At 75.2% G+C, this 25140-nt stretch carries 1 protein-coding gene; it reads right to left on the reverse strand.

Annotated features, from left to right (window positions below):
• Positions 1-33 precede the first annotated feature (33 nt).
• Positions 34-25017: a type I polyketide synthase gene (locus ACFPLC_RS05340; RefSeq protein ID WP_378188793.1), complete on the reverse strand. Its 24984-nt coding sequence runs from the start codon at positions 25015-25017 to the stop codon at positions 34-36.
• Positions 25018-25140: the final 123 nt, after the last annotated feature.

Consider the following 25140-nt stretch of genomic DNA (forward strand, 5'->3'; position numbering starts at 1 on the left):
CGCCACGTTCGTCACCTTTCTCGCCGGGCACCCTCAGGACCCGAACTCCTTGTCGATCAGGTCGAACAGCTCGTCGGCACTCGCGGCCGCCACGTCGCCGTCTCCGCCGCCGTCCGACGGCGCGCCGCTGCCGCTCCACCGGCCGAGCAGGTCCTCGAGCTTGCGCGTGATCGCCGAGCGCAGCCCGTCGTCGGCGGCGACCCGGGAGAGCAGGCCGCCCAGCTGGTCCAGCTCGCCGAGCGCGCGCTCGGCGGCCGGTTCCTCCTCCGGCACGATCTCGCCGAGCAGGTAGCCCGCGAGCGCGGTCGGGGTCGGGTAGTCGAAGACGAGGGTCGCCGGCAGCCGGAGCCCGGCCGCGGCGCCGAGCCGGTTGCGCAGCTCGACCGAGGTCAGCGAGTCGAAACCGAGCTCGTTGAACGACCGCTCCGGCTCGATGTCCCCGGCCGAGGCGTGCCCGAGCACCGCGGCGACCTGACCGCACACGAGCTCGACCAGCGCCTCGGCCCGCTCCGCCTCGGCCATCCCGCCGAGCGCCTTCGCCAGCGAACCGGCGACGTCCGCGGTGCCCGCGGACTGGGCGCTGCGCCTCGACGGCGTCTTGACCAGGCCCCGGTAGAGCGGCGCGAGGGCCTCGCCCTGCTCCCGCAGCGCGGCCGCGTCGAGGTCCATCGGCAGCAGCGCCGGCTCGTCGGTGGCGAGTGCCGCGTCGAACAGCGACAGGCCCAGCTCCACGGTGAGCGGACGCATCCCGCCGCGCGCCATCCGGGCGAGGTCGGCTTCGGTGAGCTTGCTCGTCATCCCGGCGCCCTGGCCCCACGGGCCCCACGCGAGCGCCGTGGCGGGCAGCCCGCTGCGGTGCCGCCGCACGGCGAAGGCGTCGAGGAAGACGTTCGCCGCCGCGTAGTTGCCCTGGCCCGCGCCGCCGAACAGGCCCGCGGCGCCGGAGAACAGCACGAAGGCGGCCAGCTCGGCGTCCCGGGTGAGCTCGTGCAGGTTGACCGCGGCGTCGAGCTTCGGCCGCAGCACCCGGTCGAGCCGCTCGTGGTCGAGCGAGGCGAGCAGCCCGTCGTCGACGACGCCCGCGGTGTGCACCACCGCGGTCAGCGGGTGCTCGGCGGGCACCCCGGCCAGCACGGTCGCGAGCGCCGCCCGGTCCGCGACGTCGCAGGCCGCGATCGTGACCTCGGCGCCGAGCCCGGCGAGTTCTTCGGCCAGTTCCGGGGCACCGTCGGCCTCGAGCCCGCAGCGGCTGGTCAGCAGCAGGTGGCGGACGCCGCGCTCGGTGACGAGGTGGCGGGCCAGCTCGCTGCCGAGGCCACCGGTACCGCCGGTGACGAGGACCGTGCCTTGCGAGTCGAGCGGCCGCGGCATCGTCAGCACGACCTTGCCGATGTGCTTGGCCTGGCTCATGAACCGGAACGCCTCGGGGGCGCGCCGCACGTCCCACGTGGCGATCGGCAGCGGGCGCAGCGCGCCGCCCCGCAGCAGCTCGACCAGCTCGGCGAGCATCCGCCCGATGCGCTCCGGACCCGCCTCGACGAGGTCGAAGGCCTGGTAGCGCACCCCTTCATGGGCGGCGGCGACCTCGTCGCCGGTGCGCACGTCGGTCTTGCCCATCTCGAGGAACCGGCCGCCGGGAGACAGCAGCCCGAGCGAGGCGTCGACGAACTCACCCGCGAGCGAGTTCAGCACCACGTCCATCCCGCGGCCCCCGGGCGCCGCGAACTCCGCCGCGAAGCCGAGCGAACGCGACGACGCGATGTGGTCCTCGGCGAGGCCGAGTTCGCGCAGCGCGTCGTGCTTGCCCGCGCTCGCCGTGCCGTAGACCTCCGCCCCGAGGTGCCGGGCCAGCTGCACCGCCGCCATGCCGACGCCGCCCGCGGCGGCGTGCACGAGCACCGACTCGCCCGGCCGGACCCCGCCGAGGTCGACCAGCGCGTAGTAGGCGGTCAGGTAGGCCAGCGGGATCGAAGCGGCCGTCACGAACGACCAGTCGTCCGGGATGCGCGCCACCATCCGGTGATCGGCCTGCACGAGCGGGCCGAACGCGCCGCCGAACATGCCGAGCACGCGGTCGCCGACCGCGAACCCGGTGACGTCCGGGGCGACCTCGGTGATCACGCCGGCGCCTTCGAGCCCCATCGCGCCGACCTCGCCGGGGTACATCCCGAGCGCGTTCAGCACGTCGCGGAAGTTGACGCCCGCGGCGCGCACGGCGATCCGCACGTGCCCGGGCAGCAGCTCGCCGACGGCTTCGGGGGCGGGCTGCAGCCGGAGGTTCTCCAGCGTGCCCCGCTGCCCGATGTCCAGCCGCCAGGACGGCGCGTCCGGCGGGGGCACCAGTGCGCCCGCGGACGGCTTCGCCAGCCTCGCCACGTGGGCGATCCCCGCGCGCAGCAGCAGCTGCGGCTCACCGCAGCCGAGTGCCGAGGGCAACGCCTCGATCGAGGCGGGCTCGTCGTCGACGTCGACCAGCAGCACGCGGCCCGGCTGCTCGGTCTGCACCGACCGCACGAGGCCCCAGACCGGCGCGGACGCGAGGTCACGGACGTCCTCGCCGTCGCGCGCGACCGCGCCCCGGGTCACGACGACCAGCGTCGAGGCCTCGAACCGCTCGTCGGAAACCCAGTCCTGCAGCAGGTCCAGCAGCCGGTAGGTCGCCGCGCGGACGTCCGCGGGCAGGTCACCGGTCGCGTGGCCGTTGGTCACGCACGGCACCAGCACGACGGCCGGCACGGTGTCCCCGGCGAGCGCGGCCAGGTCAGGGCAGGCCGTGACCGCGGCACCGGTGCGGGTCAGCTCGGCGGCCAGCTTGAGGTCGTCGGCGCCGAGCACGGCGAACGACGCCGAGCCCGTGGTCCCGCCCGGTTCGATCGGGCTCCAGTCGAGGCGGTAGAGCGATTCCGGTGCCGACGGCGCGGTCTGCAGCGCCTCCCCCGAGATCTCCCGCATCGCCAGCGACTCGATCGACGCGACGGGCAGGCCGGCCGCGTCCCACACGGTCAGCGCGAGCGCGTCGGGACCGGCCTGCGCGAGCCGCACCCGCGCAGTCGCCGCGCCGCCCGCGTGCAGCGACACCCCGCTCCAGGAGAACGGGAGCCTGCTGCGGCCCGAGCCTTCGAGTGGGAGGAACACCAGCGGGTGCAGCGCGGCGTCGAGCAGCGCGGGGTGCAGGCCGAAGCCGCCGGCCGCCTCCTGCTGCGCCTCGGGCAACGCCAGCTCCGCGAAGACGTCGTCGCCGATGCGCCACGCCGCCCGCATGCTCTGGAACGCCGGGCCGTAGGCGAACCCGCTGCGGGCATACATCTCGTAGAAGCCCTCGACGTCAAGTGCTTCCGCGCCCGCCGGCGGCCACGCGTCGAGCCGGTCCGCCGGCTCGACGGCCCCGGTGTCGAGGACACCGGTGGCGTGCAGCGTCCACGGCGCTTCCGCGCCCGCCTTCTCGGGTCGAGAGTGGACGGTGAGCGACCGGCTGCCGTGCTCGTCCGGCTCGCCGGCGACGACCTGCAGCTGCACGCCGCCGTGCTCGGGCAGCACCAGCGGGGCGGCCAGCGTCAGCTCGGCCACGCGGCCGCAGCCGACCTCGTCCCCGGCGCGGATCGCCAGCTCCAGGAACGCCGTTCCCGGCAACAGGATCCGGCCCTGCACGGCGTGGTCGGCCAGCCACGGCTGGGTCTGCACCGACAGCCGGGAGGTGAACAGGTGGCCGTCCGAGGCCGCGAGCGGCACGGCCGCCCCGAGCAGCGGGTGGCCCGCCGCACCGAACCCGGCCGCGCGGACGTCGCCGAAGCCCAGCGCCGACGCCGTCGGCCAGAACCGGCGGCGCTGGAAGGCGTAGGTGGGCAGGGCGACGCGGCGCGCGTCCCGGCCCGCGAAGAACGCGGCCCAGTCCGGCGACATCCCGTGGACGTGCAGCGTGGCGACGGCCGTCGTGATCCCGGTGACCTCGGTGCGGTCCCGGCGCAGCGCGGGCACGAGCACCGCGCCGGAGTCCACGCAGTCCGCGGCCAGCGCGGTGAGCACGGCGTCCGGGCCGAGTTCGAGGAACCGCGTCACCCCGTGCCCGGCGAGGTAGCGCAGGCCGTCGTGGAACCGGACGGCCTGGCGGACGTGCCGGACCCAGTACTCCGGCGAGGTCAGCTCCTCGGCCGTCGCCAGTGTCCCGGTCACGTTCGACACGACCGGCAGCCGCGGCTGCTCGAACGTCAGGCTCTCGGCGACCCGGCGGAACTCGGCGAGCATCGGCTCCATCGACGGCGAGTGGAACGCGTGGCTCACCGTGAGCCGCCGGGTCTTGCGGCCGGCCGCGCGGAAGTGCTCCGCGATCGCCTCGGCCGCCGCCTCGGTCCCGGAGACCACGACCGACGCGGGACCGTTGACCGCCGCGATCGACACCGGATCCGTCAGCAGCGGCGAGACTTCGTCCTCGGTCGCCTGGATCGCGATCATCGCGCCTCCGGCCGGGAGCGCCTGCATCAGCCGGCCGCGCGCGGCGACCAGCTTCGCGGCGTCGGGCAGCGAGAGCACGCCCGCGACGTGGGCCGCGGCCAGCTCGCCGATCGAGTGGCCCACCAGGTAGGCCGGGGTCAGGCCCCACGACTCGACGAGCCGGTACAGCGCGACCTCGACGGCGAACAGCGCCGCCTGCGTGTAGACCGTCTGGTCGAGCAGCGCGGCCGTTTCCGCCTCGGGCCCGTCCGGTTCGGCGAAGAGCACCTCGCGCAGGGGCCGGTCGGCGACCCCGCCCGCGGCGTCGAACTCGGCGTCGAGCTGCGCGCACACGGCGTCGAGGGCGTCGGCGAACACGTCGAAGGTGGCGTAGAGCTCACGGCCCATGCCCGCCCGCTGCGCGCCCTGGCCCGAGAAGAGGAACGCCGAACGCGCGTCCGGCGCCGCGACGCCCCGGATGACCTCCGCGGGTCCTCCCCCGGCCAGTGCGTCCAGCGCGGCCAGGAACTCCGCCGGCTCGGTGGCCACGATCGCCGCCCGGTGCTCGAACGACGAGCGCGCGGTGGCCAGGGTGTAGGCGACGTCGAGCGGATCGGCGTCCTCGCAGGCGGCCCGCAGCCGCGCCGCCTGGGCCGCGAGACCGTCGGCGGTCGCCGCGGACACGAGCCACGGCACCGGCCCGGACGGCTGCCGCTCGGGCACGGCCCGGACGGGTTCCGCGGGCGGCGCCTGCTCGACGATCACGTGCGCGTTGGTGCCGCTGAGCCCGAACGAGGAGATCCCGGCCCGGCGCGGCGTCCCGTTCGCCCGCCACGGCACCGGCTCGGTGAGCAGGGCCACGTCGCCGGCCGACCAGTCGACGTGCGACGACGGCTCGGTGACGTGCAGCGTCCGCGGCAGCAGCTCGTGCTGCAGCGCCAGCACCATCTTCATCACCCCGGCCACGCCCGCCGCGGCCTGCGTGTGCCCGACGTTGGACTTCACCGAGCCCAGCCACAGCGGCCGGTCCCGGTCGCGGCCGTAGGTGGCGAGCAGGGCCTGCGCCTCGATGGGGTCGCCGAGCACGGTGCCGGTGCCGTGCGCCTCGACCGCGTCCACATCGGACGGGCGAAGACCGGCGGTGGCCAGCGCGTCCCGGATCACCCGCTGCTGCGAGGGACCGTTCGGCGCGGTCAGGCCGTTCGACGCGCCGTCGGAGTTGATCGCCGAGCCCTTCACCACCGCCAGGACGGGGTGGCCGAGGCGCTGGGCGGCGGAAAGCCGTTCCAGCACCAGGATCCCGGCGCCTTCGGCCCAGCCCGTGCCGTCGGCGCTCTCCGAGAACGGCTTGCACCGCCCGTCGAGGGCGAGCCCGCGCTGACGGCTGAACTGCACGAACGACGACGGCGTGGACATCAGCGTGACCCCGCCCGCCAGCGCCAGCTCGCATTCGCCGTTGCGCAGCGCCTGCGCCGCCCAGTGCAGGGCGACCAGCGACGACGAGCAGGCCGTGTCGACGGTGACCGCCGGGCCTTCCAGGCCGAGGGTGTAGGCGATGCGCCCGGACAGGATGCTGCCCGAGTTGCCCGTCATGACGTAGCCCTCGACGTCGTGGTCGGACATCGCCAGCAGCGGCGTGTAGTCCTGGCCGGTGGCCCCGGCGAAGACACCGGTCCGGCTGCCGCGCAGGGTCGTGGGGTCGATCCCGGTGCGCTCGAGGGCCTCCCACGAGGTTTCGAGCAGCAGCCGGTGCTGCGGGTCCATGGCCAGTGCCTCGCGCGGGTTGATCCCGAAGAACGCGGCGTCGAACTGCGTGGCGTCGCCGACGAAACCGCCGGAGCGCACGTAGCTCGTGCCGGTGTTGTCGGCGTCCGAGTTGTAGATCGCGTCGAGGTCCCAGCCGCGGTCGGCGGGGAACTCCGTGATGGCGTCGCCGCCCTCGGCGAGCAGGTCCCACAGCTGCTCGGGCGAGCGGACGTCGCCGGGGAACCGGCAGCTCATGCCGACGATGACGATCGGGTCGTCGGCGGGCTGCGCGGTGACCGCGGCCGGGGGTTCGGCGGCGGGCGCGTCGTCGGCGACCAGCTCGCCACGCAGGTAGCGGGCCAGCGCGGTCGGCGTCGGGTAGTCGAAGATCAGCGTCGACGGGAGCCGGACCCCCGTCAGCGAGCTGAGCCGGTTGCGCAGCTCCACCGCGGTCAGCGAGTCGAAGCCGATGTCGCTGAAGGCCCGTGCGGCGTCGACCTCGTCGGCGCCGTCGAACCCGAGGACACCGGAGACGAACAGCTTCACGATGTCGAGCAGCTCCCGCTCCCGCTCGGCCTCGGACAGCCCGGCGAGCCGCGCCGACAGCGCCGAACCGCCGGCGTCCGGATCGCCGGACGCCTCCGCGGTCAGCTCCAGCGCGCGCTTCGCCTCCGGCACGCCCTCGATGAGCCGGCTCGGCCGCAGCGTGCCGAAGCCCGGCGCGTAGAGCGCCCAGTCGACGCCCGCGACGGTCACGCACGTGTCGTCGTGGTCGAGCGCCTGCCGCAACGCGGCGAACGCCTGCTCGACCTCCAGCGCGAGGATGCCGCCCCGGCGCTGGCGCTGCAGCAGCGCCGCGTGGTCGGCCATCCCGCTCTCGGCCCACGGCCCCCACGCGATCGACGTCGCGGTGAGGCCGAGCCCGCGCCGGTGCTCGGCGAGCGCGTCGAGGAACGCGTTGGCGGCGGCGTAGTTGGACTGGCCGGGGCCGCCCCAGACACCCGCGGTCGAGGAGAACAGGACGAACGCCGACAGCTCGGCGGTCCGGGTCAGCTCGTGCAGGTTGAGTGCCGCGTACGACTTCGCCCGCAGCACGCCGGCCAGCCGGTCCGGCGTCATCGAGTCGAGCATGCCGTCGTCGAGCACGCCGGCCGCGTGCACGACCGCGGTCAGCGGGTGCTCGGCGGGCACCAGGGACAACGTCGCCGCCAGGCTGTCGCGGTCGGCGGCGTCGCACGCGGCGATCGTCACGCCGACCCCGAGCGCGGCGAGCTCGGCTTCGAGTTCCGCGGCCCCCGGGGCGTCCGTGCCCCGGCGGCTGGTCAGCAGCAGGTGCCGGGCACCCTCGTGGGCCAGCCACCGGGCGATGTGCGCGCCGAGCGCGCCGGTGCCACCGGTGACGAGCACGGTGCCGGACGGCGACCAGGTGCCGTCGGTGCCCGTGCCGCCGAGCGGCGCCCGGACGAGCCGCCGCCCGAAGATGCCGGACGCACGCACCGCGAGCTGGTCCTCGCCGTCGATCCCGGTGAGCGCGGCCGCGAGGCGGCGGGCGGAGCGGCGGTCGGGACGCGCGGGCAGGTCGACGAGACCACCCCAGCGCTCGGGGTGTTCGAGGGCGGCGACCCGGCCGAGACCCCACACGAGCGACTGCGCCGGGTGGTCGAGCGAGTCCGCGCGGCCGGTGGAGACGGCACCCCGCGTGGCGCACCACAGCGGCGCGTCGACCTCGGCGTCCCCGAGCGCCTGCACGAGCGTGGCCGTGCGGGCCAGGCCGGCGGGAAGCTCGCGGTGACCGTCCTCGGCCGTCTCGTCCAGTGCCAGCAGCGAAAGCACGCCGCCGAGGGTGCGGCCGCCCGCCGCGTCGCGGACGGCATGGGCCAGCTCGGCGCGGTCGGTGCCCGCGGTGAGCCGTTCGACCTCGGCGCCGTGCGCGGTGAGCGCTTCGGCCGCGGCCGTCGCCCAGTCGCCGGTGTCCGCGCCGGTGACCAGCAGCCAGGTCCCCGGCAGCTCGGGAGCGGCCGGATCGGTGACGGGCCGCCAGCTCACCCGGTAGCGCAGGTTGTCCAATGTGGACTCTTCGTGGCGGCGCCGCCGCCACGAGGACAGCGCGGGCAGCACTGGTTCCAGCGCCGCCCGGTCGAGGTCCAGGGTTTCGGCGAGCGAGCCGAGGTCTTCGGACTCGATGGCGTCCCAGAACCGCGCGTCGGCCGGGTCGGCCGCGCGGTTGCCGTCCGAGGTACTGCCCGGCTCGGGGAACGTCGGCCAGAACCGCTGGTGCTGGAAGGCGTAGGTGGGCAGGTCGACGTCGGGCAGCTCGCGACCGGCGAACACCGGGGTCCAGTCGACCGCGAAGCCGCCGCAGTGCAGCTCGCCGAGGGACAGCAGGAACCGCCTCAGGTCCCCCTGCGTGCGGCGGAGGGTGCCGGCCACCAGCGGCCCGGGCTCGTCCTCGGCCGCCGTGCGGGCCACGTCCCCGACCGCCGTCGTGAGCACCGCGTCGGCGCTCACCTCGACGAACACGCCCGCTTCGCGCGTCGCCGCGAGCACGGCGGCGTCGAGCAGGACCGGGGCGCCGATGGCGCGGGCCCAGTACCCGGCGTCCAGCACGTCCACCGGGGCGCCGGTCACCGTCGAGACGACCGGCACCCGCGGTTCGGTGGTTTCGAGACCGTCGAGCTCCGCCTGCAGCCGGTCGGCCGCGGCGGGGTCCGGCAGGGGGCCGCCGCTCACGGAACGGGCCTGCCCGCCGCGAGCCCGGCACGCCTCGATGAACTCCTCGATCGCGCCCGGGTCCCCGGAGACGATGGCCTCCGCGGGCCCGTGCGAGGCCGCGAGCCGCACCCGGCCGCCGGTCTCGCCGAGCAGCACGTCCAATTCGGCACGGGCCAGCACCACGTGGGCCGCCGCGGCCGTTTCCGTCGCGCCGGTCAGCACCCGGCCGCGGGCGACGAGCACCTTCACCGCGTCACGCAGGGAAAGCGCGCCCGCCACGCAGGCCGCGGCGAGTTCGCCGTCGCCGTAGCCGAGCACCGCCGACGGCCGCACGCCGTGGGCACGCCACAGGTCGGCCAGCGCCACCGACACCGCGAACGCGCACGCCTCCGCCACGTCGATCCGATCGGCCGCGGGAGCGCCTTCCCCGCCGCGCAGCACGTCGAGGACCGACCAGCCGGTGGCCTCGGCGACGGCGTCGGAACACTCGCCGAGCCGGTCGGCGAACACGGCCGACTCGGCCAGCAGGTCCGCCGCCATGCCGTGCCAGCTCGCCCGCTTGCCGGGGAACACGAACACGGCCTTGCCGCGCGCGGCGGTGACCCCGGTGACCAGGCCGCTGTCGGCGCGCTCACCGGTCAGGGCCCGCAGCGCGCGCCGGAATCCGGTGACGCCGTCGCCGACGAGCACCGCGCGGTGCTCGAAGTGCGTGCGGCCCGTCGCCAGCATCTTGCCGATCGCGGCGGGGTCCAGGCCGTCCACGGAGTCCACCACGGACAGCAGCCGCTCGGCCTGCGCCCGCAGGGCACCGGCCGACCGAGCCGAGATCGGCCAGGCGACCGTGCCGCCCGCCGGCTCGAACTGCCGCGCCGGCTCCTCCGGGGCCAACTCGATGATCACGTGCGCGTTGGTGCCGCTCATGCCGAACGACGAGACGCCCGCGCGCCGCGGCGCGCCGGTCTCGGGCCACGGCCGGGCTTCGGTCGCCAGCTCCACGGCACCCGAGGACCAGTCGACGTGCGGGGTCGGCGTTTCGGCGTGCAGGGTCGGCGGGACGATGCCGTGCCGCATCGCCTGCACCATCTTGATCACGCCGCCGACGCCCGCGGCCGCCTGGGAGTGCCCGATGTTGGACTTGAGCGAGCCCATCCACAGCGGCCGGTTCGCCGGCCGGTCCTTGCCGTAGGTCGCGAGCACGGCGCCCGCCTCGATCGGGTCGCCGAGCGCGGTGCCCGTCCCGTGCGCCTCCAGCACGTCGACGTCGGCGGGGGCCAGGCCCGCGTTGCCGAGCGCGTGCCGGATGACCCGCTGCTGCGAAGGTCCGTTCGGCGCGGTCAGCCCGTTGGACGCGCCATCGGAGTTGAGCGCGCTCCCCTTGACCACGGCGAGCACGCGGTGCCCGTTGCGCCGGGCGTCCGAGAGCCGTTCGAGCAGCAGGACACCGGCGCCCTCGGCCCAGCTCGCGCCGTCGGCGTCGGCCGAGAACGGCTTGCAGCGCCCGTCGGGGGCCAGCGCCTTCTGCGCGCTGAACTCGATGAGGGAAACCGGGCTCGACATCACGGTCACGCCGCCGGCCAGCGCGAGCGTGCAGTCGCCCGCGCGCAGCGCCTGCGCGGCCCAGTGCAGGGCGACCAGCGACGACGAACAGGCCGTGTCGATCGAGACGGCGGGTCCTTCGAGACCGAGGGTGTAGGCGACCCGGCCGGACAGCACGCTCGGCGAGTTGCCCGTGCCGAGCATGCCTTCGGCGCTTTCGACCGCGTGCATGAGCAGCGAGCCGTAGTCCTGGTAGGTCACCCCGGCGAACACGCCGGTTTTACTGCCCCGCAACGCCTCCTGGGTCAGTCCAGCGCGTTCCAGCGCCTCCCAGCTGATCTCCAGCAGCAGCCGCTGCTGCGGGTCCATCGCCACCGCCTCGCGCGGGCTGATCCCGAAGAACGCGGCGTCGAACTCGCTCGCGTCGTGCAGGTAGCCGCCTTCGCGCGTGTAGCAGGTGCCCGGGGTCTGGCCGTCGGGGTCGTAGAGGGCGTCGAGGTCCCAGCCGCGGTCGGCCGGGAACCCGGTGATCTCGTCGGACCCGGCCGCGACGACCTCCCACAGCTGCTCGGGCGTGCGGATGCCGCCCGGGTAGCGGCAGGCCATCGAGACGATCACGATCGGGTCGTCGTCGTCGGCGGCGGCCGCGGTCACCGCGGGCACGCTCGCGCCCGCCGCGGCGCCGAGGAGCTCCTCCTCGAGGTGCCGGGCGAGCCCGGCCGGCGTCGGGTAGTCGAACACGAGACTCGCGGCCAGGCGGAGCCCGGTGACCTCGTTCAGCGCGTTGCGGAACTCGACCGCGCTCAGCGACGTGAAGCCGAGGTCGCGGAACGCCCGGCCGGGCTCCACCGTCTCCGGTCCCGGGTAGCCGAGCACGATCGCGGCCTGCTCGCGCACGAGGTCGAGCAGCAGGGTGTGCCGGTCTTCGGCGTCGACGGCGACGAGCCGCTCGCGCAGGCCGACCCCGGCGTCGCCGACGACGGTCTCCGGCACGGGCCGGGCCCGGCGCACGAGCGCGCGCAGCGGCGCGGGGACCGCCTGCCCCCCGAGGACGCTCTGGTCGACGTCCAGCGGCAGCACCGGCGAATCGGCCGCTCCGAGCGCCCGGGCGGCGAGCACCGCGAGGTCGTCGGCGGTGAGCGGGCGCAGCCACGGCCGGTCCGCCGCGTCGAGCCGGACCACGACCGCGGACCCGCCGGCCGCGCGACGCCGCCGCGCCAGCGCGTCGGCCGAAGCCGACGGTCCGGCCGCCAAGAGCAGCAGCCGCGCCGACGCCGGGATCACCGTTTCCACGGCTCGCAGCGTCCCGGGATCCGTTCCCGTGTGGACGATGGTGGTCACGGCGTGCTCGGTCACCAGCGCCGACACCGACGCGGCGTCGGCGAGGTCAGTCTCGACGACGGAAACCCCGTCGAGGCCGTCGAGTTCGGTGCCCAGCTCCGCCGCGCGCTGCACCGAACCGGCGGCGAGCAGCACGGTTTCGTGGCCGAGGGCGCGCAGCCGCCGGGCGAGCGGGGCCGCCACGGCGTCGGCACCGGCGTCCGCGAGCAGCACCGGGCCGCCCGGTTCGACGGCCTCGACGGCGGCGCGCACCAGCCGTGAGACGAGCACTTCGCCCTGCCGCACCACGGCTTCCGGCTCGCCGGGGACCACGACCGCCGTCTCGTCCGTGTCGACCACGGCGAACCGGCCGGGGTGTGCGGCCTCGGCGGCGCGGACGCGGGCCCAGAGCGCGGCACCGTCCTCGGTCCACTCGCCGTCCGCACCGGCCCCGGTGGTGACGAACGTCAGCGTCTCCCCCGCGAACGCGGGTTCGGCCAGCCACGCTTCGGCGAGCGAGGCGATTTCCTCCACTGTGGACACTGCCGCGGCAACCGGGGCCGTCCGCTCCAGTGCCGCGAGGCCGGTGTCGAGCAGGACCGGCGTGACCCCGCCCTCGGCCGGCTGCCAGTCCAGCCGGTAGAGCGCGCCGCGGCCGGCGTCCCCGGACGCGGCCAGCTGCCCGGCCGAGACGGTGCGCAGCACGAGCTCGTCGGCCGCGGCGAGGAAGCGGCCCGCCGGGTCGGCGAGCGTGACGGCGACCCCGTTGTCCGATGGCGAAAGCCGCACGCGCAGCGCGGTCGCCCCGGGCGCGCCGAGGGTGATCCCGCGCCAGGAGAACGGCAGCCTCGGTCCGCTCGCCCCGTCGCCGGCGGGCAGGAAGGCCAGCGCCTGCAGCGCCGCGTCGAGCAGCGCGGGGTGCAGGCCGAACCCGGCCGCGCCGGCGGACTCGGGCAGCGCGACCTCGGCGTAGACGACGGTGCCGAGCCGCCAGGCCGCCCGCAGTCCGCGGAAGGCCGGACCGTAGTCGAACCCGCCGTCGGCGCGCCGGTCGTAGTGGTCGTCGACGGGGATCGCCACGGTGCCCGGCGGCGGCCACTCGGCCAGTGCGGTTCCGGTGCGCTCGGCGACCTCGCGCAGGAGCGTGCCGCTCGCGTGCCGCGCCCACGTGCCGTCCCCGTCTTCGTGGCGGGAGTACACGGCGAACGACCGGATGCCGGCCGGGTCGGGAGCGCCGGTGCGCACCTGCAGCCGGATCGCGCCGGTCTCGGGCAGCGTCAGCGGCTCTTCGAGGACCAGTTCCTCGACGCCGTCGCAGCCGAGCACCTCGCAGGCGCCCAGCGCGAGCTCGACGTAACCGGTGCCGGGGAACAGAATCCGGCCGCCGACGACGTGGTCGGCCAGCCACGGCTGGGACCGCACGGACAGCCGGCTGCTGAACAGCGTCTCCCCGGACCCCGCGACCGCCGTGACGACGCCGAGCAGCGGGTGCCCGGAGGCGCCCAGCCCCGCGGTGGCCGGGTCGCCGCCGCCGTCGGCGGCTTCGAGCCAGTACCGCTCGTGCTGGAAGGCGTAGGTCGGCAGCTCCACGCGCCGGGCGCCGGGGCCGCCGAGCAGCGTGCCCCAGTCGGGGGCCAGGCCGCTGACGTGCAGCCGGGCCAGCGCGGTGAGCAGCGCGTCCGCCTCGCCGCGATCGCGGCGCAGCAGCGGCACGAGCACGGTGTCCGCCGGCAGCGGGTCGAGGCACTGCTCGGCCATCGGCGTGAGGATGGCGTCGGGGCCCAGTTCGACGAACCGGGTCACGCCGTCTTCGGCGAGGCCGCGGACGCCGTCGTGGAAGCGCACCGCTTCCCGGACGTGCCGCACCCAGTACTCGGGACTGCCGAGCTCGCGGGCGGTCGCGGGCTCGCCGGTGACGTTCGAGCGGATCGGGATCGACGGCTCGCCGTAGGTCAGCGACTCGGCGACCGCGCGGAACTCGTCGAGCATCGGGGCCATCAGCGGCGAGTGGAACGCGTGGCTCACCCGCAGCCGTTTCGTCATCCGGCCCTGGTCCTCGAACCCGGCGGCCACCTCCAGCGTCGCCGCTTCGGCACCGGCGATCACGACCGCCGACGGGCCGTTGACCGCGGCGATGGACACCTCGGCTCCGCGGCCGTCCAGTGCGGCGACGACCTCGGGTTCGGCAGCCTGCAGCGCGACCATCGCGCCCCCGGCCGGCAGCGCCTGCATCAGCCGGCCGCGCGCGGCGATCAGCTTCGCCGCGTCGGACAGCGAGAGCACCCCGGCGACGTGCGCGGCGGCGAGCTCGCCGATGGAGTGGCCGACGAGGTGGTCCGGGGTCACGCCCCACGCCTCGACGAGCCGGAACAGCGCCACCTCGATGGCGAACAGCGCCGGCTGCGTGTACGCGGTCTGGCTCAGCAGCTCCGCGTCCGCGCTGTCCGGCTCGGCGAACATGACCGTCTTCAGTGGACGGTCGAGGTGCAGGTCCAGGTGCGCGGTGACCGCGTCGAAGGCGTCGGCGAACGCCGGGAAGGCGGCGTACAGCTCGCGGCCCATGCCGGGCCGTTGCGAGCCCTGGCCGGAGAAGAGGAACGCGGTGCGGCCTGCCGTCGCGGTCCCGCTGAACACGCCGGGCGCCTTCGCACCGGCCCGCAGCGCCTCGAGGCCGTCCGCGAGGTCGGCGGTGTCCCGCCCGAGCACCACGGCGCGGTGCTCGAACGTCGACCGGGTCGTGGCCAGCGCGTGGGCGAGGTCGGCCGCGGGTGCCCCGTCGAGGGCGGACAGCAGCCGGTCCGCCTGCGCGCGCAGGGCGGCCGCGGTCCGGCCGGAGACGGGCCAGGCGAGCACCGGCGGCACGGTCCGGCCGGCGGCCTCGGGGTCGTCCGGGGTGGCGGCGGGCGCTTCGATGACGACGTGGGCGTTGGTGCCGCTGATCCCGAACGACGAGACGCCGGCGCGCCGGGGCCGGTCGTGCTCGGGCCACGGGGTGGCCTCGGCGAGCAGGCGCACGTGGCCGGCGGACCAGTCGACGTGCGGGGTGGGTTCGGCGGCGTGCAGGCTCGGCGGGAGCACGCCGTGGCGCATGGCCAGCACCATCTTGATGACGCCCGCGACACCGGACGCGGCCTGCGTGTGCCCGATGTTCGACTTGACCGAGCCGAGCCACAACGGCTGCTCGCGGTCCTGGCCGTAGGTCGCCAGCAGGGCCCCGGCCTCGATCGGGTCGCCGAGCGTGGTGCCCGTGCCGTGGGCCTCCACCGCGTCGACGTCGGCGGGCGAGAGGCCGCCGTCGGCGAGCGCCCGGCGGATGACCTGCTGCTGGGCGGGTCCGTTCGGGGCGGTGAGGCCGTTGGACGCGCCGTCGGAGTTGACCGCGGAACCGCGCAGGATCGCGTGCACGGTGTGCCCGTGGCGGCGCGCGTCCGAGAGCCGTTCGACCAGCAGCAGCCCGGCCCCTTCGGACCAGCCCGTGCCGTCGGCGGCGGCCGAGAACGGCTTGCAACGCCCGTCGGCGGCCAGCCCGCGCTGGCGGCTGAACTCGAGGAAGGACGCGGGGGTCGCCATCACGGTCACGCCACCGGCGATCGCCATCGTGCACTCGCCGTCGCGCAGGGCCTGCGCGGCCAGGTGCAGGGCGACCAGCGACGAGGAGCACGCGGTGTCGACGGTCAGCGTCGGCCCTTCGAGGCCGAGTGTGTAGGAGATCCGGCCGGAGGCCACGCTGCCGGAGTTGCCGGTGAGGAAGTGGCCGGCCAGCCCGTCGGGCACTTCGGCGAGCCCGGCGCCGTAGCCCGACGCGCCCGCGCCGACGAACACGCCGGTCTGGCTGCCGCGCAGCGAGTGCGGGTCGATCCCGGCGCGTTCGAACAGCTCCCACGCGGTCTCCAGCAGCAGCCGGTGCTGGGGGTCGGTGGCGAGCGCTTCCTTGGGGCTCATCCCGAAGAACAGCGGGTCGAACTCCGCGGCGTCGTCGAGGAAACCGCCGGTCACCGAGTAGGTCTTGCCCTCGACGCCCGGTTCGGGGTCGTAGAGCGCGTCGACGTCCCAGCCGCGGTCGGCCGGGAAGGTCGACAGTCCCTCGGCGCCGTCGGCGACCAGGCGCCACAGGTCGTCGGGGCCGCGGACGCCGCCGGGCAGCCGGCAGCTCATGCCGACGATGACGATCGGGTCGTCGGCCACCGGCGCCTGGGGCAGCGCGGGACCGGCCGCGCTCGCGGAGCCGAGCAGCTCGCCCAGCAGGTGCTCGGCGAGGGCGGCGGCGTTCGGGTAGTCGAACACCAGCGCCGCGGGCAGGGCGACGCCGGTCTCGGCGGCGAGCCGGTTGCGCAGCTCCACCGCGGTGAGCGAGTCGAGGCCGAGGTCCCGGAACGCGCGGTCGGCGGCGATCGCGCCGGCGGTGCCGTGCCCGAGCACGGCGGCGACCTCGGTGCGGACGAGGTCCAGCAGGATGTCGGCCCGCTCGCGTTCGGTGCGCGGCCGCAACTTGGCCAGCAGCGCGGAGCCGTCCGAAGTAGACGGTACGGGTGCGGCCGCGACGGCCGCGACGGCTTCGGGAAGCGCGCCGAGCAGCGGGCTCGTCCGCACGGCGGTGAACCCGGGCACGAACCGCGCCCAGTCGACGTCGGCGAGCACGCAGGTGGCCTCGTCCGTGCCGACGGCCTGGGCCAGCGCGTCGAGCGCGGTCCCGGGGTCGAGCACGGTCAGGCCCTGCCGCGCGAGGCGCTGCTGTTCACCGTCCGACGCGGCCATGCCGTCGCCGCCCCACGGGCCCCAGGCGATCGAGGTCGCCGCGAGTCCCGCCGCCCGGCGGCGCTCGGCGAGCGCGTCGAGGAACGCGTTCGCGGCGGCGTAGCCGGACTGCCAGCCGCTGCCCCAGGTCCCGGCGATCGACGAGAAGAGGACGAACGCGTCCAGCGGCTCGGTGCCGAACAGCTCGTCGAGGTGGGCGGCGCCCTGGGCCTTGGCCCGCAGCATGGCGGCCAGTTCGTCCACAGTGGATTCCAGCAGCGCGGTGCCCTCGGTGGCGCCCGCCGCGTGCACGACCGCGCGGATGTCCGCACCCTCGGCGCGGAGGCGGTCGACGAGCGCGGTCAGTTCGGCCTTGTCGGCGACGTCGCAGGCGGCGACGGTCACCCGCGTCCCGAGCGCGGTGAGCTCGGCTTCGAGCTCCGCCACGCCGGGTGCGGCCGGGCCGCGGCGTCCGGTCAGCACGAGGTGCTCGGCCCCGCGCGCGGCGGCCCAGCGGGCGACGTGCGCGCCCAGCGCTCCTGTGCCGCCGGTGATCAGGACGGTTCCGCTCGGCGTCCAGCCCGGCCCGGTGCCGGGGAAGCTCGCGCGCCGGAGCCGGCGGGCGAACACGCCGGAGTCGCGGATGGCCAGCTGGTCCTCGTCGGAGCCGGCGAGGACGGCGGCCAGCCGGCGCACCGCGCGCTCGTCCGGCCGCGCGGGCAGGTCGACGAGCCCGGCCCAGCGGCGGGACTGTTCGAGCGCCGCCACCCGGCCCAGGCCCCAGACGGCGGCCTTCGCGGGCACGGGCGGCTCGTCGGAGCGGCCGATCGAGACGGCCTCGGTGGTGACCGACCAGACACGCACGTCGAGTCCGGCGTCTTCGATGGTCCGCAGCAACGACACGGTGTCCGCGAGTCCCGCGGGCACGGCCGGGCTGCCGGGGTGGGGTTCGACGTCGAGGGCGAGCAGCGAGAGCACGACGCCCTGGCCGGACGTCTCGGCGGCGTCGCGCAGGCGATCGGCGAAGCCGGGGGTGCCGAACTCGATCGCGGTGCCGCCGAGGGCGGCGGCGAGCTCGGCGGCGAGCCCGCCCCGCGGAACGACGACGGGCAGCGCACTGTCCACAGTGGCCGATTCGAGCCCGGTGACCGGCTGCCAGCCGATCCGGTAGCGCCAGCCGTCGATGCTCGCCTGCCGGTCCTGCTTGCGGCGCCAGGAGGAGAGCGCCGGGAGCAGCGCCTGGAGCGACTCCTGCGTGGTTTCTTCCGACACGTCGAGGGTGCCGGCGAGGGCTTCGAGGTCCGCGCTTTCGACGGCCGCCCAGAACGCGGAGTCGGCCGGGTTCGCGCCCGCCGCGGTGGTGCTCGCCGCGCGCTCCGGCCAGTAGCGCCGTCGCTGGAAGGCGTAGGTGGGCAGGGCGATCCGGCGGGCACCGGGGAACAGCGGCGCCCAGTCCACGTGCTGTCCCGACACCGCGAGCGCCGCGACTGCCGTCAGCACGTTCCGCTCCTCGGCACGGTCCTTGCGCAGCGCGGACACCAGGGTTCCCTCGACGGATTCCGCCGCCAGCGCTGTGAGCACGCCGTCGGGGCCGAGTTCCAGGAACCGGGTGACCCCGTGCTCGGCGAGGTACGTCACGCCGTCGTGGAACCGCACGGTTCCGCGGACGTGCCGGACCCAGTACTCCGGCGAGGTCAGGTCTTCGGCCAAGGTTCCGGTCACATTGGACACGACCGGAATCGACGGGGCCTGGTAGGTGAGGGTCTCCGCGACCCGGCGGAACTCCGCCAGCATCGGCTCCATCAACGCCGAGTGGAAGGCGTGGCTCACCGCCAGCTGGCGGGTCTTGCGGCCCTCGAAGTGCTTGACGACCGCGTCGACCGCATTCTCGTCACCCGAGAGCACCACCGAGGAGGGGCCGTTCACCGCGGCGATCGACACGCCGTCGACCAGCAGAGGAGTCACCTCGGCCTCGGTCGCCTGCACGGCCACCATCACGCCACCGGCAGGCAGCGCCTGCATCAACCGGCCACGCGCGGCCACCAGCGCACACGCGTCCTCCAGCGACAGAACGCCCGCACCATGGGCCGCCGCCAGCTCACCGATCGAATGCCCGACCAGGAAGTCCGGCCGGACACCCCAGGACTCGACCAACCGGAACAGACCCACCTCGATGGCGAACAACGCCGCTTGCGTGTACACGGTCTGGTTCAACAACTCGGCGTCGTCGCCGAACATCACCTCACGCAGAGGCTGATCCAGCTCACCGTCCACGTGCGCACACACCGCGTCCACCGCGTCGGCGAACACCGGGAACGACTCATACAGCTCCCGGCCCGCACCGAGCCGCTGCGCACCCTGACCGGAGAAGAGGAACGCCGTGCTCCCCTCCGCCACGACACCGGACACCACACCCGCGGAAGACTCACCGGCAGCCAGCGAAGCCAGCCCCGCCAGGGCTTCGGACCGGTCGGCCGCCACCACCACCGCGCGGCAGCCGAGCGCGGCCCGCGTCGTCGCGAGCGACCACCCGGCGTCCACCAGCCGCGGCGGTGCCGCTCCGTCCAGTACCGCGGCCAGCCGGGTGGCCTGGGCCCGCAGCGCCGCGTCGTCGTGGGCCGAGAGCACCAGCGGCACCAGGCCGTCCGCCCGCTCCGGAACCGGCGGCCCGGCCGCGGCGACCGCGGGTGCTTCTTCCAGGATCACGTGTGCGTTGGTTCCGCTGAGCCCGAACGACGACACACCGGCCCGGCGCGGCCGGTCGCCGGCCGGCCACGGCCGGTCCTGCGTCAGCAGTTCGACGGCCCCCGCCGACCAGTCCACGTGCGACGACCGCTCGTCCGCGTGCAGGGTCTTCGGCAGCACGCCGTGGCGCAGCGCGAGCACCATCTTCATGACGCCGGCGACCCCCGCGGCCGCCTGCGTGTGCCCGAAGTTCGACTTCACCGACCCCAGCCACAACGGCTGTTCCCGGTCCCGCCCGTACGTGGCCAGCAACGCCTGCGCCTCGATCGGGTCGCCCAGCGTCGTCCCGGTTCCGTGGGCTTCGACGGCGTCCACATCGGACGGGCTCACGCCGGCCGACGCCAGCGCCGCCCGGATCACCCGCTGCTGCGACGGGCCGTTCGGCGCCGTCAAGCCGTTGGACGCGCCGTCCTGGTTCACCGCGGAGCCGCGCACGACCGCCAGCACGGTGTGCCCGTTGCGCCGGGCGTCCGACAGCCGCTCCACGACCAGCACGCCGGCCCCTTCGGCCCAGGCCGTGCCGTCCGCGTCCTCGGAAAACGCCTTCACCCGGCCGTCGGGGGCCAGCCCGCCCTGCCGGTCGAACTCGACGAACGAGCCCGGCGTCGACATCACGGTCACCCCGCCGACCAGCGCGAGCGAGCAGTCACCGGACCGCAGCGACTCGGCGCCCCAGTGCAGGGCCACCAGCGACGAGGAGCACGCCGTGTCCACCGTGACCGCGGGTCCTTCCAGGCCCAGCACGTACGCGACCCGGCCGGACAGCACGCTCGCCGCGTTGCCGGTGCCCGCGAACCCGCCGGAGTCCGCGTCGGTGCCCAGCAGCAGCCACGGGTAGTCCTGGCCGTTCGACCCCATGAAGACGCCGACCGGGCCGCCGCGCAGCGACAGCGGATCGATGCCGGCGTCTTCGAGTGCTTCCCACGACGTCTCGAGCAGCAGCCGCTGCTGCGGGTCCATCGCCACCGCCTCGCGCGGCGAAACCCCGAAGAAGTCCGCGTCGAACTCCGCGGCGCCGTCGACGAACCCGCCGACCCCCTCGCCGTCCCACCCGCGGTCGGCCGGGAACGGGGCCATCGCGTCGGCACCCGCTTCGAGCAGGTCCCACAGGCTCTCCGGCGAACGCACCCCGCCCGGGAACCGGCACCCCATCCCGACGATCACGATCGGATCGCCGTCGGTGCCGGGACCGGCGGGCGCGGCCGGCTGCTCGCCGGTGTCCGCGGGCGCGCCCAGCAGTTCCCCGGCGAGGTAGCCGGCGAGGACGGTGGCGTTCGGGTAGTCGAAGACCATCGTGGCCGGCAGCCGCAGCCCGGTGGCCGCGCCCAGGGAAGTGCGCAGCTCGACGGCGGTCAGCGAGTCGAAGCCGAGGTCGCGGAACGCCCGGCCCGGCTCGATGTGCTCGGGGCCGGCGTGGCCGAGCACCGCGGCGGCGTGGGCGCGCACCAGGTCGAGCAGCGCGCGGCGGGCCTCGGCGTCCGGCAGCGAGCCGATCCGGTCCGGCACGGACGAGGGGCCGTGCCCGGTGTCGTCGGCGGCCGCGGCGGCGAAGACCCGGCGGACCTCGGGCAGGTCGCCGATGAGCGCACTCGGGCGGGCCGCGGTGAAGCCGGGCGCGAACCGTTCCCATTCGACGTCGGCGACGGCGACGAACGTGTCGTGCGCGACCGCCTGCCGCAGGGCCAGCAGCGCGGTTTCGGCGGCCATCGGCGGCGTGCCGCCGCGCCGCATCCGGGCGTCGACCTTCGCGTCGGTGGCCATGCCGCTGCCCGCCCACGGCCCCCAGGCGATCGACGTCGCCGCGAGGCCCGACGCCGCGCGGTACTCGGCCAGCCCGTCGAGGAAGGCGTTGGCCGCCGCGTAACTGCCCTGTCCCGCCGCGCCGACCGTGCCGGCGAACGACGAGAACAGCACGAACGCGTCCAGTTCCAGGTCGAGCTCCAGCGACAGCTCGTGCAGGTTCCGCGCCGCGTGCGCCTTCGCCCGCACCACGCCCGCGAGCCGCTCGGGCGTCACGGAGTCCAGCACGCCGTCGTCCAGCACGCCCGCCGCGTGCACGATCGCCGACACGGGGATGTCCCGGCCCGCGGAGGCCAGCAGGGCCCGGCACGCTTCGCGGTCGGCGACGTCGGCGGCCATGACGCTCACCCGCACGCCGGTCTCCGCCAGCTCGGCCTTCAGCTCCGCCGCGCCCGGCGCGTCCATGCCCCGCCGCGACGACAGCACCACGTGCTCGGCGCCCGCCTCGGCGACCCACCGCGCGACCCGCGCGCCCAGCGCGCCGGTGCCCCCGGTGATCACCACGGTCCCGTGCGGCTGCCAGACCCGGTCGCCCGCCGGTTCGGCCCGGCTGAGCCGTCGCCCGAAGACGCCCGAGGGCCGCACCGCGACCTGGTCGTTTTCCCCGGCACCGGCCAGCACGCCGCACACCCGGCGCACCGCGCGCGCGTCGAGCTCCTCCGGCAGGTCGAGCAACCCGCCCCAGCGGTCGGGGAACTCGAGCCCGGTCACCCGGCCGACGCCCCAGAGCGTCGCCTGGCTCAGCCGGAGCACGCCGTCCCAGCGGCCGACCGAGACGGCGCCGCGGGTCGCGCACCAGAGCGGCGCGTCGATCCCGGCGTCGCCGAGCGCCTGCGGGAGCGTGACGCTCAGCGTGAGTCCCATGGCCAGTTCGGGGAACTCCGGATGCGGGTTCTCGTCGAGGCCCAGCAGGGACAGCACCCCGTCGAACGGGGTTCTGGCCTCGGCCACTTCGCGAAGCTGCGCCGCGAGTGCTTCGCGGCTGGTCTCGGTGGGGTGGAAGGACACGACCGCCAGGCCGTTCTCGCGCATGCCCGCGACGAGCCGGCCGGCGGGTTCGCCGGGGGGCGCCACGACCAGCCAGGTGCCCCGGGCCGGTGCGGTGAGGTCGCCGGTGAGCGGTTTCCAGGTCACCCGGTACCGCCAGGAGCCGACCAGGCTCTGCTCGTCGCGGTGGCGGCGCCACGACGACAGCACGGGCAGGAGGTCGTCGAGGGTGCTCCGGCCGGCCTCGCCGAGCCCGAGTTCCGCGCTGAGCGTGTCGAGGTCACGGCGTTCGACGGCGTCCCAGAACTCGCCGTCCGCGCCGCCGCTCGCGACCGGTTCCCGGGCGGCGGGTGCCGCGTCGAGCCAGTAGCGCCGTCGCTGGAAGGCGTAGGTGGGCAGGTCGACCCGGGCGGTGCCGGTGAACAGCGCCGTCCAGTCCACTTTGTGCCCGACGACGTACAGCGACGCCACCGCGGTGAGCACGCTCTCGACGTCCGCGCGGTCCTTGCGCAGCGCCGAGACCAGCGTGCCTTCGGCGGATTCCGCCGCCATCGCCGTGAGCACGCCGTCCGGGCCCAGTTCGAGGAACCGGGTCACGCCCTGCTCGGCCAGGTAAGTCACGCCGTCGTGGAAGCGGACGGTTCCGCGCACGTGCCGGACCCAATAGTCCGGTGCGGTCAGGTCTTCGGCCAGGGCGCCGGTCACGTTCGACACCACGGGAATCGTCGGAGCGTGGTAGGTCAGGGTTTCCGCGACCCGGCGGAACTCTTCGAGCATCGGCTCCATGCGGGCCGAGTGGAAGGCATGGCTCACCGACAGCTGGCGAGTTTTGCGGCCCTCGAACTGCTCCACGACCGACTCGACCGCGTCCTCGTCACCCGAGAGCACCACCGAGGACGGACCGTTCACCGCGGCGATCGACACGCCCTCGACCAGCAGAGGAGTCACTTCAGCCTCGGTGGCCTGCACGGCCACCATCACCCCACCACTCGGCAGGGCCTGCATCAACCGGCCACGCGCCGCCACCAGAACACACGCGTCCTCCAACGAGAACACACCCGCGACGTGCGCGGCCGCCAGCTCACCGATCGAGTGGCCGACCAGGAAATCCGTTGTCATGCCCCAGGATTCGAGGAGCCGGAACAAGCCGACCTCGACGGCGAACAACGCCGCCTGCGCATACATCGTCTGGTTCAAGAGTTCGGCGTCCTCGCCGAACATCACCTCACGCAGGCCTTCAACCTGCGTGCACACCGCGTCCACCACATCGGCGAACACCGGGAACGACTCATACAGCTCCCGGCCCGCGCCCGGGCGCTGCGCACCCTGACCGGAGAAGAGGAACGCCGAACGACCACCCGACACGACACCGGATACGACGCCCGGGGCCGACTCGCCGTCCGCCAGCGCGGCGAGCGCCGCGCCGCGATCGTCGGTCAGGATCACCGCGCGGTGATCCAGCCGCGCCCGCGTCGAGGCCAGCGCGAAGCCCGCCGCCACCGGATCTTCGATGTCCACAATGGATCGCAAAGCGCCCGCCTGTGCGCGCAGGGCGTCCGCGGTCTTGCCCGAAAGCAGCCACGGCACCACCGGAGACGCGGTGGTGACCCCCGTCTCCGCTTCCGCGGCCGGCGCCTGCTCCAGCACGACGTGTGCGTTGGTGCCGCCCACCCCGAAGGCCGAGACGGCGGCGCGGCGCGGCCTGCCGGTCGACGGCCACGGCCGGGCCTCGGTGAGCAGCCGGACGTTCCCCGCGGTCCAGTCCACCTCGGTCGACGGCCGGTCGCCGTGCAGTGATTTCGGCAGGATCCCGTGCTGGAGCGCCAGGACCATCTTGAGCACGCCGGCGACGCCCGCGGCGGTCTGCGCGTGCCCGAAGTTCGACTTGACCGAGCCGAGCCACAGCGGCTCGGCGGCCTGGCGGCCCTGACCGTAGGTCGTGAGCAGGGCCTGCGCTTCGATCGGGTCGCCGAGCTTGGTGCCCGTGCCGTGCGCCTCCACCGCGTCGATGTCGGCGATGCCCAGCCGCGCGTCGGCGAGCGCCTGCCGGATGACCCGTTGCTGCGAGGGCCCGTTGGGCGCGGTAAGCCCGTTGGACGCGCCGTCGGAGTTGACGGCGGAGCCGCGCAGCAGGGCGAGCACGCGGTGGCCGCGGCGCTGGGCGTCCGAAAGCCGCTCGACCAGCACCAGGCCCACGCCTTCGGCCCAGCCGGTGCCGTCGGCGTCGTCGGCGAAGGGCTTGCACCGCCCGTCGCGCGCGAGACCGCCCTGCCTGCTGAACTCCACGAAACCGTCGGGGGCCGCCATCACCATGACGCCGCCGGCCAGCGCGAGCGAGCACTCGCCGTTCCGCAGCGCCTGCGCGGCCATGTGCAGCGACACCAGCGAAGAGGAGCACGCGGTGTCCACGGTGACCGACGGACCCTCGAGCCCGAAGGTGTAGGAGATGCGGCCCGACAGCACACTGCCGGAATTGCCGGTCAGCAAGTGGCCTTCGACGTCGTCCTGCGCCTGCGCGCCGTGGCCGTAGCCCGACGGGCCCGCGCCGATGAACACGCCCGCGGGGCTGCCCTTCACCGACAGCGGATCGATCCCGGCGCGCTCGAACAGCTCCCAGGACGCTTCGAGCAGCAGCCGTTGCTGCGGGTCGGTCGCCGTGGCCTCGCGCGGCGACATCCCGAACAGCGACGGGTCGAATTCCGCGACACCGTCGACGAAACCGCCCTCGGCGACGTAGCTGGAGCCGGACCGCGCACCGTCGGGGTCGTACAGCGCGTCGAGGTCCCAGCCGCGGTCCGCGGGGAACGGCCCGACCGCGTCGACGCCGTCGGACAGCAGCGCCCACAGGTCTTCCGGCGACCGCACGCCGCCGGGGAACCGGCAGCTCATCCCGACGATCGCGATCGGCTCGCGGGCGCCGGACTCCAGCTCTTCGAGCCGGCGGCGGGTCTCGTGGAGATCCGCCGTGACCAGCTTCAGGTACTCGCGAAGCTTGTTCTCGTTCACCATGCGAACCTCGCCTGTGCACTACTGCGCCGGGTGGATGCCGAAACGGCCGGAAGCATGCGGCGGGGGCGAGCCGGAACCGCGGTCGCGGCCGGCTCGCCTCCGAGCTCGTTGGTGAGTGCACGG

This window comes from Amycolatopsis plumensis, from assembly GCF_042652605.1.
In the GTDB taxonomy this organism is placed as follows: Bacteria; Actinomycetota; Actinomycetes; order Mycobacteriales; family Pseudonocardiaceae; genus Amycolatopsis; species Amycolatopsis plumensis.

Excerpts from the sequence above, each read along its gene's own strand:
- ACFPLC_RS05340 (WP_378188793.1), bottom strand. The coding sequence starts at position 25,017 with ATGGTGAACGAGAACAAGCTTCGCGAGTACCTGAAGCTGGTCACGGCG.